Source organism: uncultured Microbulbifer sp., from assembly GCF_947489355.1.
Lineage (GTDB): Bacteria > Pseudomonadota > Gammaproteobacteria > Pseudomonadales > Cellvibrionaceae > Microbulbifer.
Map to the genome: position 1 here is coordinate 65,002 of NZ_CANLDD010000013.1, position 14,618 is coordinate 79,619.

15 protein-coding genes are annotated in these 14,618 nt (G+C 58.4%); 7 read left to right on the forward strand and 8 right to left on the reverse strand.

Translation table 11 applies throughout. The features are described from left to right. Nucleotides 1–43: 43 nt before the first annotated feature. Both Q1A48_RS08020 and Q1A48_RS08025 read right to left on the reverse strand, forming a co-directional pair. Nucleotides 44–928, reverse strand: coding sequence for an NAD-dependent epimerase/dehydratase family protein (locus tag Q1A48_RS08020; RefSeq protein ID WP_299943209.1), 885 nt, complete (start codon nucleotides 926–928; stop codon nucleotides 44–46). 231 nt (nucleotides 929–1,159) lie between these two features. Beyond that, the gene (locus Q1A48_RS08025) at nucleotides 1,160–1,420 is read right to left on the reverse strand and encodes a GlsB/YeaQ/YmgE family stress response membrane protein (RefSeq protein WP_299943211.1); all 261 of its coding nucleotides are present in this window, start codon (nucleotides 1,418–1,420) and stop codon (nucleotides 1,160–1,162) included. Between the two features lie 189 nt (nucleotides 1,421–1,609). Between Q1A48_RS08025 and Q1A48_RS08030 the strand changes: the two genes are divergently transcribed. Both Q1A48_RS08030 and recG read left to right on the forward strand, forming a co-directional pair. After that, a complete protein-coding gene (locus Q1A48_RS08030; protein ID WP_299943262.1) occupies nucleotides 1,610–2,533 on the forward strand; it encodes a hydrogen peroxide-inducible genes activator in 924 nt (307 codons plus the stop codon). Continuing rightward, the gene (recG, locus tag Q1A48_RS08035; RefSeq protein ID WP_299943213.1) at nucleotides 2,512–4,614 is read left to right on the forward strand and encodes an ATP-dependent DNA helicase RecG; all 2,103 of its coding nucleotides are present in this window, start codon (nucleotides 2,512–2,514) and stop codon (nucleotides 4,612–4,614) included. Before Q1A48_RS08030 ends, recG begins: the two co-directional genes overlap by 22 nt. Nucleotides 4,615–4,625: 11 nt before the next feature. Here the strand turns inward: recG and Q1A48_RS08040 are convergent, their stop codons facing one another. After that, complete coding sequence (locus Q1A48_RS08040) at nucleotides 4,626–5,945, reverse strand: dicarboxylate/amino acid:cation symporter (protein WP_299943215.1); 1,320 nt, start codon at nucleotides 5,943–5,945, stop codon at nucleotides 4,626–4,628. A 146-nt stretch (nucleotides 5,946–6,091) separates the two neighbouring features. Between Q1A48_RS08040 and Q1A48_RS08045 the strand changes: the two genes are divergently transcribed. From Q1A48_RS08045 to phoR, 4 genes are all read left to right on the forward strand, one after another. Further along, the gene (locus Q1A48_RS08045) at nucleotides 6,092–6,700 is read left to right on the forward strand and encodes a chorismate lyase (RefSeq protein WP_299943217.1); all 609 of its coding nucleotides are present in this window, start codon (nucleotides 6,092–6,094) and stop codon (nucleotides 6,698–6,700) included. Nucleotides 6,701–6,735: 35 nt separating this feature from the next. Further along, a complete protein-coding gene (ubiA, locus tag Q1A48_RS08050) occupies nucleotides 6,736–7,578 on the forward strand; it encodes a 4-hydroxybenzoate octaprenyltransferase (RefSeq protein WP_299943265.1) in 843 nt (280 codons plus the stop codon). 108 nt (nucleotides 7,579–7,686) lie between these two features. Continuing rightward, nucleotides 7,687–8,391 (forward strand): phosphate regulon transcriptional regulator PhoB, encoded by a 705-nt coding sequence (phoB, locus tag Q1A48_RS08055; protein WP_299943219.1) that lies wholly within the window; start codon nucleotides 7,687–7,689, stop codon nucleotides 8,389–8,391. A gap of 137 nt (nucleotides 8,392–8,528) precedes the next feature. Continuing rightward, nucleotides 8,529–9,863 carry a phosphate regulon sensor histidine kinase PhoR gene (phoR, locus tag Q1A48_RS08060; RefSeq protein WP_299943221.1) on the forward strand — a complete coding sequence of 445 codons (1,335 nt, stop codon included), beginning with the start codon at nucleotides 8,529–8,531 and terminating at the stop codon, nucleotides 9,861–9,863. Nucleotides 9,864–9,888: 25 nt separating this feature from the next. On the opposite strand, the gene Q1A48_RS08065 is transcribed toward phoR, so the two are convergent. The 4 genes from Q1A48_RS08065 to Q1A48_RS08080 form a co-directional block, all read right to left on the reverse strand. After that, on the reverse strand, nucleotides 9,889–10,248 hold the full coding sequence (locus Q1A48_RS08065; RefSeq protein ID WP_299943223.1) for a hypothetical protein: 360 nt from the start codon (nucleotides 10,246–10,248) through the stop codon (nucleotides 9,889–9,891). Between the two features lie 12 nt (nucleotides 10,249–10,260). Then, nucleotides 10,261–10,863 (reverse strand): DUF938 domain-containing protein, encoded by a 603-nt coding sequence (locus Q1A48_RS08070; protein WP_299943225.1) that lies wholly within the window; start codon nucleotides 10,861–10,863, stop codon nucleotides 10,261–10,263. Beyond that, a complete protein-coding gene (gene yaaA, locus Q1A48_RS08075) occupies nucleotides 10,860–11,636 on the reverse strand; it encodes a peroxide stress protein YaaA (RefSeq protein ID WP_299943227.1) in 777 nt (258 codons plus the stop codon). The genes Q1A48_RS08070 and yaaA overlap by 4 nt, the downstream gene beginning before the upstream one ends. Before the next feature lie 150 nt (nucleotides 11,637–11,786). Further along, complete coding sequence (locus tag Q1A48_RS08080; RefSeq protein WP_299943228.1) at nucleotides 11,787–12,266, reverse strand: DUF4265 domain-containing protein; 480 nt, start codon at nucleotides 12,264–12,266, stop codon at nucleotides 11,787–11,789. Between the two features lie 71 nt (nucleotides 12,267–12,337). Here Q1A48_RS08080 and Q1A48_RS08085 point away from each other — a divergent pair, with 71 nt between their 5' ends. Further along, a complete protein-coding gene (locus Q1A48_RS08085) occupies nucleotides 12,338–13,633 on the forward strand; it encodes a M48 family metalloprotease (RefSeq protein WP_299943231.1) in 1,296 nt (431 codons plus the stop codon). 60 nt (nucleotides 13,634–13,693) lie between these two features. Here Q1A48_RS08085 and Q1A48_RS08090 read toward each other — a convergent pair whose 3' ends face one another. Continuing rightward, nucleotides 13,694–14,524: a putative porin gene (locus Q1A48_RS08090; protein ID WP_299943233.1), complete on the reverse strand. Its 831-nt coding sequence runs from the start codon at nucleotides 14,522–14,524 to the stop codon at nucleotides 13,694–13,696. Between the last annotated feature and the right edge of the window lie 94 nt (nucleotides 14,525–14,618).

Consider the following 14,618-nt stretch of genomic DNA (forward strand, 5'->3'; position numbering starts at 1 on the left):
GTAAACAATGCCGGAAAAACCGTCCGCTTCAAACAACAGCGGCTCAGCCCTCCGCCGCCAGCAGGGCGCCGTAGCCGGCCTTGTAATCCGGGTATTTCAACGCGTAACCGCTGGCCAGCATACGCTGGTTCCCCAGCCTCTTTGAGCGCCGCACGCTGGTCTGTACTATCTCGCGCAAATGTGCACTGGTATACCCCATGGCCTTTACCAGCCACTGCTGCAGTTCGTACATGGGCACGGGTTTGCTGTCGGCAACGATATAGAGCGGTTCCGGCGTCCAGCCCTCCCTGTGCCGCTCGACCAGGTGCAGCAGAAAGCCGATACAGTCATCCACATGGATACGGTTGCTGTACTGGGGCGGTTGCGGGGGTGCGCAGCGCCCGGCGCGAACCTGGGACAGCAAGCGGTCGCGGCCCGGCCCATAGATACCGGCAAAGCGCACAATACAGGCGGCAGGCACAGCCGCTCGTATTATTTCCTCCGCCTTCAACAGCGCCTCTCCCTGGAAACCGCCGGGCACCGGCGGAGTCTGCTCATCGATAAACTCCTCCCCACTCTGTCCATAGACCCGGGTGGAGGATACCCAGAGTACCAGTCGGGGCGGTTTGGGCAGAAGCGGAATCACCTCACCGAGCGCTCTGGCGGTTTCCACATAGGCCCGCTGGTAACCGCCGGGTGTATGTTCATCCGGGCTGAATGTGGCGAGGACAATATCGGCCCCGGTAACCAGCAATCGCTCTATATCCCTCGCCCTGGTGGCATCCCCCCTGCGCCAGTTGACCGCATCTGCGCGGCGCTTGCTCGCCAGAGCCACCAGCGGGTTGCGCCGCATGCCGTACACCGTATATTTGTCGCGGTCTATATTCAGCGCCAGACGCGCTCCGAGGTCGCCACATCCAAGGACCCAAAGATTTTCTTGTTGTGTCATATCGTTCCCGGCAAACAATGCGAAAAACCGCCCATCTGCCCTATTCCCTTGATTCTGTTTTATAGAGTCCTGCCAGAGAAACCCCAGATCTGGATGCACTCAAGCCCTGTTCGCCCAATACCTTCGAAAGGCTCCAGAATGATCCCGCAAACCATCGCGGGCTATCATCCATGAATACCGGTGCGGGGCACCGGCGGCCCCGCCATACCGTCAACTGTGCCGGTTTTTTGCCTAATTACCGCGCCGCTTGAGCAGGCGGTAAATCGCAAGAAAGATAATTGCGCCAATGGTCGCTGTTATTATGTCGCCGAAACCAAAACCGGTCACTGGCCCGCCGATCCCCGCCAGGGCGCCCAGCCAACCACCGATAAAGGCACCGATAATGCCAATGGCCATAGTGACTATCCAGCCACCGGGATCTTTTCCGGGCATAATCCACTTCGCCAAGGCGCCGGCAATCAGTCCGAGAATGACCCAGGATAGAATTCCCATCACGCTTCTCCGTTCGCTGTGCTCCCATTAGATATAGCAAAATTTTGCGCCTCAATCCTCTAGGTGCGCTCATAATTGGTAAATTTTTCCAATTTTTGACTCCAGGCTACAGAGTGCGCCCAGATATTGGCCATCGGCTATTATATATGAATAATATCTATCACCAGAGAATAATTGATTACCTTTACTATGACTCTCAATGAATTGCGTTACATCGTCACCCTCGCCCAGGAACAGCATTTCGGCCGTGCCGCCGAACGCTGCTACGTGAGCCAGCCAACACTGTCGATCGCAGTCAAGAAATTGGAAAAAGAGCTGGGTGTGGCGCTGTTTGAGCGCTCCAAGACCCGGGTACAAGCAACGCCTTTGGGAGAGCGCATCGTCGCCCAGGCCCAGCTGGTACTGGAACAGTCGGCGGCAATCAAGGACATCGCAAGCGCGGGCAAGGATCAGCTGGCCAGCCCGCTATCTGTGGGCGCAATCTTTACCATCGGACCCTATCTGTTCCCGCACTTTATACCGCAACTGCAGCACCTGGCTCCGGAAATGCCCCTCTACGTGGAAGAGGGCTATACGGCCACCCTGCGCCGGCGCCTGCGCAAGGGGGATCTGGATTCAATTATTATCGCGCTGCCTTTTACCGAGCCGGATGTGGTTACCCAACCCCTCTATGACGAGCCTTTCGTGGTGTTGCTGCCGGCGGGACACCCCCTGGCAGAGCACGAGAGCCTCTCTCCGGACCAGCTCACTGAGGACAATGTCCTGCTCCTTGGCGAAGGGCACTGCTTCCGTGATCAGGTCCTGGAGGCCTGCCCGCACCTGCACTTGAGCATGGAAAGGCACGCGGGTAGTGGAGGCATCCGCACCGCCTCCGACGGCAGCTCCCTGGAAACCCTGCGCCATATGGTGGCCTCCGGGCTCGGCATTACCATACTGCCCCTGTCCGCCGCCACAGCGCCGCAATACGCCAGTGGTCTGCTGGAAACCCGTCCCTTCACCGCGCCGGGGCCACATCGCACCGTCGCCCTGGCCTGGCGAGCCAGTTTCCCGCGCCACCGCGCCATTGATATCCTGCGTGAGGCGATCAGCCAGTGTCATCTGATCGAACCCTAACCAGCCTGGCCCAACAGCCTGTCACCACCCTGAAGGGCGTTGGGGATAAATTTGCCCAGGTGTTGGAAAAGCTGCACATTCGCTCCCTGCAGGATCTGCTCTTTCACCTGCCTCTGCGCTACCAGGACCGCACGCGGGTTATTTCCATTGCCGATCTGAATGCGGGGCAAGATGCGGTGATTGAAGGGGAAGTGGCCACAGCGGATATCGTCTTCGGGCGGCGGCGCAGCCTGGTGGTGCGGCTACAGGACAACAGCGGCGCGATCACCCTGCGCTTTTTCCACTTTTCCCCAGCGCAGAAAAACCGCTTTGCCCGCGGACTCCGCCTGCGCTGCTATGGCGAAGCGCGCCGCGGCAGTGCCGGACTCGAACTCTGCCACCCGGAGACCGAAGTGGTGGACAGCGCGGCCGCCACCGCCGGGGAAACCCTGACCCCGGTGTATCCCCTGACAGAGGGCGTGGGCCAAAAGCGTATGCGCGGACTGGTACAGCAGGCGCTGGCGCAACTGCAGCACCGCTCCATCGCAGAACTGCTCCCCGCTGAACTGCTCCCGAGGGCCCTGCGCTGCCCCCTCGGAGATGCCCTGGTCTACCTGCACGCCCCCCCCGCCGATACCCAGCAGGCGCAGCTCGCCGCCGGTTTACACCCGGTACAGCAGCGTTTGGCGCTGGAGGAACTGCTCGCCCACCATCTGAGCCTGCTGGAACTTCGGCGCAACAGCGCCAGGGTCGCCGCACCGCCTTTAGCCGTGAATACCTCCCTGGAGCGGGATTTTCTCGCGCGCCTGCCTTTTGCCCTGACCGCAGCCCAGCAACGGGTGTGTCAAGAAATTGCCGCAGACTTGGCCCGGGATTATCCTATGATGCGCCTGCTACAGGGTGATGTCGGCGCCGGCAAGACCCTGGTCGCAGCCATGGCGGCACTCAAGGGCATTGGCGCCGGCGCCCAGGTGGCGGTTATGGCCCCCACGGAAATCCTCGCTGAACAGCATCGCCTGAATTTCAGCACCTGGCTGGAGCCTCTCGGTATTGTGGTGGCACAGCTCACCGGCAGCCTCAAGGCCAGCCGGCGTCGCGAACAGTTGGCACAAGTGGCCAGCGGCGAGGCCCGGCTGGTGGTGGGCACTCACGCACTGTTCCAGGCGGAAGTGGCTTTCCACAACCTGGCACTGGTGATTATCGATGAGCAGCACCGCTTCGGGGTGCGCCAGCGCCTGGAGCTGCGCGAGAAGGGCGCCGCCAGCGGTGTCATTGGCAAGTGCCAACCACACCAGTTGATCATGACCGCGACACCGATTCCACGCACCCTGGCCATGTCCGCCTTCGCCGACCTGGACTGCTCGATCATCGACGAACTGCCCCCGGGGCGGCAACCCATCAGTACGGTGGCGATTCCCAATGATCGCCGCGATCAGGTGATGGAACGGGTGCACAACGCCATTGCCGAGGGCCGCCAGGCTTACTGGGTCTGTACACTGATTGAGGAATCCGAAAGTTTGCAGGCCCAGGCGGCTGAGTCCACCGCACTGGAATTGACCGAGGCGCTCGACGGAGTGCGGGTAGCCCTGGTGCACGGCCGCCTCAAACCGGAGCAGAAAGAACAGGTGATGGGCGCCTTCACGGCGGGGGAAGTGGACCTGCTGGTGGCAACCACCGTGATCGAAGTGGGGGTGGATGTGCCCAACGCCAGCCTGATGATTATCGAAAACCCGGAACGGCTCGGTCTGGCACAACTGCACCAGTTGCGCGGGCGTGTAGGGAGGGGCTCCATCGCCAGTCACTGCGTGCTGTTATACGGTACGCCACTGTCAAAAAGTGGCCGCGCGCGCTTGCAGGCCCTGCGCCAGCACAGCGACGGCTTCGCCATCGCCGAGGAGGATCTGCGCCTGCGTGGGCCCGGTGAAATTCTCGGCACCCGCCAGACCGGTGAGATTCAGCACCGGATTGCCGATCTGCAGAGGGATGCTGGGCTACTTCCGCAGGTACAGAGGCTGGCCGCATCCCCGGGATTAAATCAGGACATGCGGCGCCAGCTGATCCAGCGCTGGTTACAGAACAAGCCCCGTTTCGCCGAGGCCTGATGGGCAGCGCCTCAATGGGCGCCGATGGTATTGTGGGAATCGCTGATACTCACGCTGTCATAGTTGGCGTCGTAGAAAGTCTCCTCATCCAGCGCGCCTTCACTTTTCGCCACCACGCTGCTCACCACCGCATCACCGGTGATATTCACCGCGGTGCGCACCATATCCAGCAGGCGGTCGACACCGATGATCATGGCGATGCCCTCCAATGGCAATCCCACCTGCTGCAGCACCATACCCAACATAATCAGGCCGACGCCGGGCACACCGGCAGTACCGATGGAAGCCAGGGTCGCGGTGAGAATTACGGTCAAATAGCCCATCAAACCGATCTCCACACCGAAGAACTGGGCAATAAAGACCGTGGCCACCCCCTGCATAATCGCGGTGCCATCCATATTGATGGTGGCACCAAGCGGGATAGTGAATGCCGCCACCTTGTTGTCCACACCCAGGCGCTTCTCCACGGTCGACAGGGTTACCGGGATGGTGGCCGCCGAAGAGGCAGTGCTAAAGGCGAACACCATGGTGGAGCGCATCTTCTTGAGCAGTTCCAACGGGTTGAGGCCACTCAGCAGTTTTAGAAGAAGCGAATAGACACCCAAAGCGTGTAACAGCAGGGCCCCCAGCACAACCAGGAAGTATTTACCGAGCTGCACCAAGCCACCCAACCCCAAGTCTGCAAAGGTCTTCGCCAACAGGGCAAAGACCCCGTAGGGAGCGAATACCATCAGCACCCCGACCATACGCAGGACAACACTGTTGAGGTCGTTAAAGAAGGCCGCGATGCGCTGTCCCGGTTCACCACAGCGGGAAATGGCATACCCCATCAGCAGGGCAAACACGATAATCTGCAGCATGTTGCCCTCGGCCATGGCCGCCACCGGATTGGTGGGGAAAATATTCACCAGTACCTCGGAAAGCGGTGGAGGCTCTTTTGGCTGGAAGGCGGCAGTCGCCTGTGCCGCTGCCTCGCTCACACCGACACCGGGCTGGAATAGCAGAGCCAGGCACAAAGCCAGGGTAATGGCTATTGCCGTGGTTAACATGTAAAGCAGTATCGTTTTACCCGCAAGCGGACCTATACGGCTGCCTTCCGACAGGGCGCAGGCGCCACTGATCAGTGAAACCAACACCAGCGGCACCACCATAAGTTTCAATGAGGCGATAAAAATCCGGCCGACGATATCGAACAGACCTTCAGTGAGGTAGATATTAATCGCCTCATTGACCCCGGCCCCGGGAAACCCGCTCATATTGAGGGTATTGAATAACAGGCCAAGGGCAATACCCGCGCCCATGGCAATCACAATTCTGGTAGTAAGCCCCATAACAAGCTTCTCTCTGTGTATTTGTTGTTTTCAATGCTCTGCGCACTATATCTATTGAGACCGCGGGGAGCAAAACTGCAACAGGAAGGGGCCAGCCGTTAACGGACGAGGTACAATGTCCCTTTTTCCAGATTGCGGAGTGATCGTTGTACCAATCCCCGTTTGTGCCCACTGGCGATTGGCATGGGCAGCTGCTTGAACCGGCGCACCCCCAGCCCCCACAGATGCTGTTGCCCTGGCTGGAATACCCCGGTTCACTCACCGCTGCACTCAAGCGACAGAGCCGGGGGGATTTTCGCGTGCAGGTGCTGAGTCAGTGCTGGCAACTGCCCCTCGCGGAGGAGTGCCGCGCACTCAATGTGCGCACACACAGCCGCGCGCTGGTACGCGAAGTGCTGTTGTACGGTCGCGGCCATCCCTGGGTCTATGCCCGCAGTGTCCTGCCTTTGCGCAGCCTGCAGGGCAAATCCCGCAACCTGCGCAGTCTGGACAACCGACCACTGGGGGAGTTGCTGTTCAGCGAGCCGGGCATGCGCCGAAGCGATATTGAATTCAACCACCTGCAACGCAATCCCCGCTTGCAACTGGCAGCACTCTGTCGCGAGGATGACAATGCCTGGGGGCGCCGCTCCACCTTCTGGCTGCGGGACAAGCCTCTGCTGGTGGCCGAGACGTTCCTCTCGAGCTTCCGTCCCGGCGGGCCGCCCAAGGCCACCGGACCCGACGATAAAACCCTGGGAGAGAATCCGCCTTGATCAGCCAACAGATTGCCCGGCGCTGGCCTGCGGTGATGCCCTACTGGCAGCTGACCCGTATGCACAGGCCCATCGGCACACTGCTACTGCTGTGGCCCACCTGGTCCGCGCTGTGGCTCGCTGCCGGCGGCTGGCCGGGATGGCACCTGTCGGCCGTGTTTACGCTTGGGGTGATCCTGATGCGCGCAGCCGGCTGTGCGGTCAACGACTTCGCTGATCGCGAAATTGACCGCCATGTAAAGCGCACAGCGACGCGCCCGCTCGCCACCGGCAGTGTCACCCCGCGCGCGGCCCTGTGGCTCTTCGCCGGACTCAGCCTGGCGGCCTTCGCACTGGTGCTAACCACCAACAAACTCACGATACTCCTGTCGCTGCCGGCCCTGGCGCTCGCCTTTTGCTACCCTTTCGCCAAGCGCCACACCCATCTGCCGCAGGTAGTCCTGGGAGCCGCTTTCAGTATGGGCATCCCCATGGCATTTGCCGCGGTCAGCGGCGAAATCCCCCCCCAGGCATGGTTGCTGTATACGGCAAACCTGTTGTGGACCCTGTGCTACGACACCTTCTACGCCATGGTGGACCGCGACGACGATCTGAAAATCGGAGTGAAATCTACGGCGATCCTGTTTGGTGACATGGATAGAGCCATGACTGCAGCCCTGCAGTTGCTGGTAGTGATCGCTCTTTTGCTCCTCGGTCAGCGCTTTGGTATGAGCGCCTTCTATTATTTAAGTTTGGTGGCTGTGGCCGCCCTCTTTGTCTACCAGCAGTGGCTGATTCGCAAACGGGAACGGGATGCCTGCTTTCAGGCTTTTCTCAACAATAACTGGGTGGGTTTGGCTATTTTCACGGGAATATCCCTGCATTATCTGCTGAATTAGCCCTGGATTGGGAGCCGCGGGACGGCCGTCATATATTTGTCATACTATTCCCGTTTAATCTCCGGCGGAAACGGGAAATCCTGACAACAGCGCGGGAATGGCAGACAAATGCACAGTAAAACGATCCTGATTGTCGATGATGAGGCCGCCGTGCGCGATATGCTGCGGGTGGCGCTGGAAATGGCGGATTACCGCTGTCTGGAGGCGGAGAATGCGCGCGAGGCCCACGCCCTGGTGATCGATGAAAAACCGGACCTGATTCTGCTGGACTGGATGCTGCCGGATGTATCCGGCGTCGAACTGGCCCGACGCCTCAAGCGCGACGAGTTGACCACTGCCGTACCCATTATCATGCTCACCGCCAAAGGCGAGGAAGATAATAAAATCAAAGGGCTGGAAACGGGCGCCGACGACTATATCACCAAGCCCTTTTCCCCCCGCGAACTGGTGGCCCGATTGAAAGCGGTGTTGCGCCGCGCTGGCCCGGCCACCCCCGAGGACCCACTCAGCGCCGGGCATCTGGTACTGGACCCACTCAGCCACAGGGTCACCATCAAGGGCCAGCCGGTCGATATGGGCCCCACGGAATTTCGCCTCCTCACCTTCTTCCTCTCCCACCAGGAGCGCGCCTATACCCGCACCCAACTACTTGACCACGTCTGGGGTGGCAATGTCTATGTGGAGGAGCGTACCGTGGACGTACATATCCGCCGCCTGCGCAAGGCCCTGACACTGGACCGCCACGACCGCTATATCCAGACGGTGCGGGGCACCGGCTATCGATTTTCTGTGCAAACTGTCGAAAAAGTGTGACAATTTCACACGACAGATACTGATGCCCGCGGAATTCCCGCCGGTGCGCCCTTTGCGCAGCGAGTGGATGCCGGGGAGCGATTCAGCCGGGGAGGAAATGATTCCCTCTGTTGTCCGTTTGGTAACACGACTAGTCTATGTTTGATCGCAGTATTGGCGAGTTTTCGCGTTTTGTCCTTATCACTCTGGGCTGTACTATCCTCGGTTTCACCTGGGGCAGCTGGTCGATTGCCCTGATCGCAGGGCTGTCCGTCTATCTGGCGTCGCTGTTGTGGCAACAGCAACGCTTCAACCGCTGGCTGGCCGGCGGTCGACGCGGCCCGGCGCCCTCCGCCTTTGGTATCTGGGGGGAGATCTACGACGATTTCTACCGTATACAGCGCCGCCACCGCCGGGAAAAACAGAAACTGCACGCCATGTTGCGCCGGGTACAGGACAGCACCAACGCCCTGTGCGAGGGCATAGTGGCACTGGAGAACGGCGATAACCTGGCCTGGTGGAACCCCGCCGCCGGCGAACTCCTCGGCCTGCAGGCCAGTGATGCCGGGCAGTCGCTGGTCAACTTTGTGCGTGACCCGGGCTTTGTCAGCTACATGCACAGCAAAGACAGCAGGGTGCGGGAACCCCTGACCCTGCCGGCACCCGGCAACGAGGCCCTTCGCCTCCAGCTCGAAGTCACCCGCTACGGCCAGGATGAAGCGCTGGTCATTGTTCGCGATATCACCCGCCTGCGCAACCTGGAGCAGATGCGCCGCGATTTCGTCGCCAATGTTTCCCACGAACTGCGCACCCCCCTAACCGTGATCACCGGCTACCTGGAAACCCTGCAGGGCAGCGACTTGGCACCGCCGGTCTGGCAGCGGCCCCTGGCGCAAATGGAAGAGCAGGCCGTGCGCATGACAGCACTGGTCAACGACCTGCTGTTGTTGGCGCGCCTGGAAACCTCCGAGTGCAAGATCGGGGATGTGCCGGTGGATGTACGCGAATTGATGGGGCGGGTTGCGCGGGAGGCACACAGCTTTAGCGGCGGCCGCCACAAGGTTGTGGTGCAGTGCGAAGCCGACAGCCGCATCCTTGGAGAAGCCGGCGAGCTGCACAGCGCCTTTGCCAACCTGGTGCTCAACGCCGTGCGGTACAGCCCAGCGGGGGGGGCAATCCAGCTGCGCTGGTGGCAGGATAACCGTGGCGGTCATTTCAGCGTACAGGACCAGGGCATCGGCATAGACCCGGTGCATATCCCCCGACTGACAGAGCGCTTCTACCGGGTCGATCCCGGCCGTTCACGGGACAGTGGCGGCACCGGGCTGGGATTGGCGATCGTTAAGCATGTACTGCTGCGCCACAGTGGCGAGATGAGCATAGAGAGTACCCCCACCCAGGGCAGTACCTTCACCCTGCACTTTCCTGAGCACAAGTTGACCGCAAAGCCCGTCCGCACACCGGAAACCAGCGAAGAGATGGCCGATACCTAGGGCGGCTTCTCCCCCACAGGGGGCCTTACTCCAGCTCTTCCAGCTTTACCGGTTTGCCATTTTTCATGTAAGTAATGTTGTCGTCATCACCAACCGGTGTGCTCTCCCTGCGTAGAATCAGGTGGTGTAGTTGCAGGTCACCGTCGCGCAGCAACAAGTGCTCATTACCGTCATCATCGGTGGGTAGCGGTTTACTGCCCAGCACTGCATCGCGCAGGACGCGCAGGCGGGGCACATCCCGGTAGCGACCCAGGTCATTGGAGAGGCGTGTTTTCATACGTTCACTCTCGTGCAGGACGGCAACGGTCTCGCGGTATTTGGCGAAAAAGAACACAGCGCCAATGGCAAAGACGACAATGATCAATACTTCAAACCATGCAGGCATAGTGACTCCTCGTTATCGCTTTCTACGCCAGGCCACCAACTGGTTATTGGCCGGCAGGTAGTTTAACTCTTCACGCATAAACCCTGCATCTGCAGCCAGTTGATCCAGCCACTCGAGCGCGCGAATACCACTTAAGGGGTTGCGCTCTTTTAACCAGAGATCAAAATCGGCATTGCCGGGTCCGATAAACGCCCCGGCAATTTTCATAGGGCCGTAGACAATCAAAAGTCCACCGGGCTGCAATACCGACGGCAACTGTTGGAAAAAGCGCTCTACAGACCCCACAGACATAATATGCAGGGTATTGGCGGTGAAAACCGTATCGACACTCAGCGCGGGCCAGGACGCATCGACATCCAGGGCCAGGGGGTCTCTCAGATTGTCGGCTGGGGCACTGGCGAGCCAGGCGCGGACCCCGGGCAGCATCTCCTCCCGCTCGGAAGTCTGCCATACCAGGTGCGACAGAAACGGAGCGAAGTACACCGCGTGCTGGCCGGTACCACTACCCACTTCCAGCACCCGTTGATGATCGACCAACAAGCGGCGCAGGTGCTGCAAAATGGGCTCGCGATTGCGCGCGCAGGAAGGCGCATCCGGAAGCGGTAAATCCCTCATTGCCCCCCGTCCCGAGTAAATACCCAGTCGCGCTGGTCGGACATCTTCGGGCTATAACGATAACCCGCCATAGTAAAATCCTTGAGCGTTTGCGCTTTTTTTACCCGTTGATCAATGGCCCAGCGACTCATCATGCCGCGCGCCTTCTTGGCAAAAAAACTGATTATCTTGTACTGGCCATTCTTCAAGTCCTTGAAGTGCGGTGTAATCACCTCTGCATCGAGCGCACCGGACTGAACCGATTTGAAATACTCATTGGAAGCCAGATTGACCAGCTCGCGGCTCTTCAGGCTGTGCAGCTGCTGGTTAAGGGCCAGGGTGATTCGATCTCCCCAGAACTCGTACAGGTTCTTGCCGCGGGCATTTTCAAACCGGGTACCCATCTCCAGGCGGTAGGGCTGCATCAGGTCCAGGGGACGCAGCAGGCCGTAGAGGCCCGAGAGCATGCGCAGGTGCTTTTGAGCATAGGCAAAATCGCGCCTGCCCAGGCTTTCAGCCTCGAGGCCGGTATACACATCGCCTTTGAAGGCAAGCAGTGCAGGGCGCGCATTCCGATCAGTGAAAGGCCGCTTCCAGGTCTGGAAACGGTCATAATTCAGAGCGCCCAGCTTGTCGGAAACCTTCATCAGGCTGGAGATCTGCTGCGGACTCAATGTCCGCAACGCCTTGACCAGCGCCGCGGATTCCGCCAGAAAATCCGGCTGGGTTGTTTTCAGCGTGGGAATATCGCTTTCATAGTCCAGCGACTTGGCTGGAGAAATCACTATTAGCATCGGATACCTTACTTGTCACTGCTGCGCGATCCACCCCCAGCGCCTTGCTGGTAGCGGCACCAGGGCGGGCTGTAGCCCGCTATCTGGTCGATTCGCCTGAAAATTCCGCGCATTCAGCCCCGGGAGCGAAGACCCTGCCGGCTTGCGGACCTACTCGGGTTTTAGAATATCCTGCCACCAGTTCAGCGGCGTCTGACCATCCTTGGGATCGTAGACATTGCCGTAATACCAGACACTGTCAGCTCCGTCACAGACATTGTTGAGGATTTTCTCAATTTTGTCGAAGCCACAGCTGACATGAATGCTGTACACCAGCAGCCGAGGCTGTTCAAGGTCCAGTTCACCACCCAGCTTTTCCAGCTGCGGAGTCAGCCGATCTGACAAGTCTGCGCTGTCCGTGCGGCAGAATACCCGGATCGCCAGGTTGCCCGAGCGCCTGATCAATTCAAACTGCTGAGTGTCCTTATCCACCTTGATACGATCACCACTGGCGATGCCTTTAACAAAGGCCGGGGAGCGCACCAGCTGACAACAGCCCGCCTCATTGACCCGCACCTGCAGGCGCTCCACCACCGGCTCGCCATCGGTATTGGTACCTGCGAATAACTCGATTACCTGAAGTGCCGTCATAGCCTCTCTTTTCCCAGACTGTGTACAATGGGTGATCTTGGAACACCCGGCATTATACAGAGAGGCAGGCAATGATCCCGCGAACCCCACGTTTCTTCGCCTGCATCGCCAATGCAGCGCTGATAGCAGCTGTATTCGCCAGTGGTTGCGCTGTGAACCCGGTCACCGGGGAAAAGCAGCTCTCGCTGATCTCCGTTCAACAGGAACTGCGCCTGGGACAGCAGCAATACCCCATCAATCAGCAACAACAGGGCGGCCAATACACGATTGATCCCCACCTGCAGGACTATGTGAACAAGGTGGGGCAAAAACTGGCACGGGCTTCAGACCAGCCACAACTGCCCTATGCATTCGTGGTACTGAACAATGCCGTACCCAATGCCTGGGCCCTGCCCGGCGGAAAAATCGCCATTAACCGCGGTCTTCTGGTACTGCTGGAGGACGAAGCCGAGCTGGCCGCCGTTCTCAGCCACGAGATCGTTCACGCTGCGGCGCGGCATTCGGCCACTGCCCTGTCCCAGCAGCAGGTACTGGGCGCCGGGCTCGCTGCTCTGGGGGCAGCAACAAAAGATACCGCCTACGCCGACCTGATCTCCACCGGCAGCCAGTTGGGCGGCTCTGCCTATATTGCACGTTACGGTCGCAGCAATGAGCTGCAGTCGGATAAATACGGTATGCAATACATGGCCGCGGCCGGCTATGATCCCCAGGGTGCGGTACGCCTGCAGCGCAAGTTTGTCGCGCTGTCCAAAGGCCGCCAGGCCAATGGCCTGGATGCACTTTTTGCCAGCCACCCGCCCTCGCAGTTCCGCGTCAGCGCCAATATCGAGCACAGTCAATCTCTGCCAACAGGGGGGGTTACCAATCGGGATGCCTATCAAAAGGCAATAGCCCAGCTAAAGCGTGATGCCGCCGCCTACAAGCATTACGATCAGGCTCTGCAGGCGGCAGGTAAGCAGCAATACGACAGTGCCCTCCGTCTTGTGCGCAAGGCACAGCAGCAACAGCCCAAGGAAGCGACCTTCTTTGCCCTGGAGGGCGACCTGCTGGCGCAGAAGAAGCAGTACGCAAAAGCCCACAAGGCCTACGACCGCGCCGTGCAGAAAAACCCCACTTTGTTTTCCCACTGGTTAAAGCGCGGAGTCGCCAGTGCAGCGCTCAAGGATTATGTTTCGGCGGAGCGGGATTTAAGCCGCTCACTGCGTTACCTGGATACCGCTTATGCCCACTACTACCTGGGCGAAATCTACGAGCAACAAGGCAACCCCCAGACTGCTTACAAGCACTACCAAACGGCTGCCACGGCGGGCGGGGAGATCGGCTCTAAGGCGCAGGCACGGATGCAGGCGTTGGCAAGTAAAACTTAATTGCTCTTAAGGAAATAAGCCAAAAAAGGGCTACTTTTGATAGCCCTTTTGTAGTCCAACTTAAAACTGTACTGTCAAACCTACCTGGTATATATCGGAGTCGAAATCACTGTCCGTATATGAAGTATAAGCAGCTTCAACGGCGAAATTACGATTGAAGAAGTGATTCATACCCAAACTATACTGATCATTCTCATCGAAAGTAAAACCTATAGAAGTGCGCTGGGTAAAGAAGTACTCAGTACCCAACTCCCAGAAGTCATCGTTTAACCCCGGGTATTCATCGCCTACATCACGACTTACGTAAGTCAGCTCTGCTGTCAGGTACTGCTCGCCGCCCAAGTGAGTGAAGTATTTTGAGGACAGGGTGCGATTATTAAGCCCTTCATCCACATTGAGAGTAAACCCAATATAATCCGTTGCATTCAATTGGTGGTTATAGCGTGCGTTTACTGAAAAATCATTGCCGCTGGCATTATCGACATGATTCACAGTGATCAAAAAATCAGGTGTAAAGAGATACCCAATTGACAGGGTATCCACATTGTTGCCACCGACATCCCTTAAGTGTGCACCCAGAACCAAGCCATTGTCTGCAAAGTACTCACCACCTACAGAAAAGATATCATCATCAAAACTGCCTATATCAAAATGATAGACCCCAGCTGAGAGGTTGCTGACCTTATTAATGTATTCAAATTCCTTCAGCGGACCCAAAGCTTCTTTACCATCGAAATAATAAATAGTGTCAAGGTTGAACTGATCTAAATCACCGAAGTATTCTCCTCGATCTGTATTAGTGTATTTGGCTTTAGTAATAGAATTGTATTCTTCTGCATTAGCAGCAGCCGCAAGAAGCACCAGGGGAAGAGCAGCGAGCTTAAATCTCATGACAAAATCCTTCATAAGCTATAGATCCAATTGGGCTGCGGATTGTAGCAGATTTTTTTTTGTCCGCAACAACACCAAATTACAAAAAATCAGT

Bases quoted from the DNA above. Each gene is read 5' to 3' on its own strand.
- Q1A48_RS08020 (WP_299943209.1), bottom strand. From the start codon at position 928: ATGACACAACAAGAAAATCTTTGGGTCCTTGGATGTGGCGACCTCGGA.
- Q1A48_RS08025 (WP_299943211.1), bottom strand. From the start codon at position 1,420: ATGGGAATTCTATCCTGGGTCATTCTCGGACTGATTGCCGGCGCCTTG.
- Q1A48_RS08030 (WP_299943262.1), top strand. From the start codon at position 1,610: ATGACTCTCAATGAATTGCGTTACATCGTCACCCTCGCCCAGGAACAG.
- Q1A48_RS08040 (WP_299943215.1), bottom strand. From the start codon at position 5,945: ATGGGGCTTACTACCAGAATTGTGATTGCCATGGGCGCGGGTATTGCC.
- ubiA (WP_299943265.1), top strand. From the start codon at position 6,736: ATGCCCTACTGGCAGCTGACCCGTATGCACAGGCCCATCGGCACACTG.
- phoB (WP_299943219.1), top strand. From the start codon at position 7,687: ATGCACAGTAAAACGATCCTGATTGTCGATGATGAGGCCGCCGTGCGC.
- phoR (WP_299943221.1), top strand. From the start codon at position 8,529: ATGTTTGATCGCAGTATTGGCGAGTTTTCGCGTTTTGTCCTTATCACT.
- Q1A48_RS08065 (WP_299943223.1), bottom strand. From the start codon at position 10,248: ATGCCTGCATGGTTTGAAGTATTGATCATTGTCGTCTTTGCCATTGGC.
- Q1A48_RS08070 (WP_299943225.1), bottom strand. From the start codon at position 10,863: ATGAGGGATTTACCGCTTCCGGATGCGCCTTCCTGCGCGCGCAATCGC.
- yaaA (WP_299943227.1), bottom strand. From the start codon at position 11,636: ATGCTAATAGTGATTTCTCCAGCCAAGTCGCTGGACTATGAAAGCGAT.
- Q1A48_RS08080 (WP_299943228.1), bottom strand. From the start codon at position 12,266: ATGACGGCACTTCAGGTAATCGAGTTATTCGCAGGTACCAATACCGAT.
- Q1A48_RS08085 (WP_299943231.1), top strand. From the start codon at position 12,338: ATGATCCCGCGAACCCCACGTTTCTTCGCCTGCATCGCCAATGCAGCG.
- Q1A48_RS08090 (WP_299943233.1), bottom strand. From the start codon at position 14,524: ATGAGATTTAAGCTCGCTGCTCTTCCCCTGGTGCTTCTTGCGGCTGCT.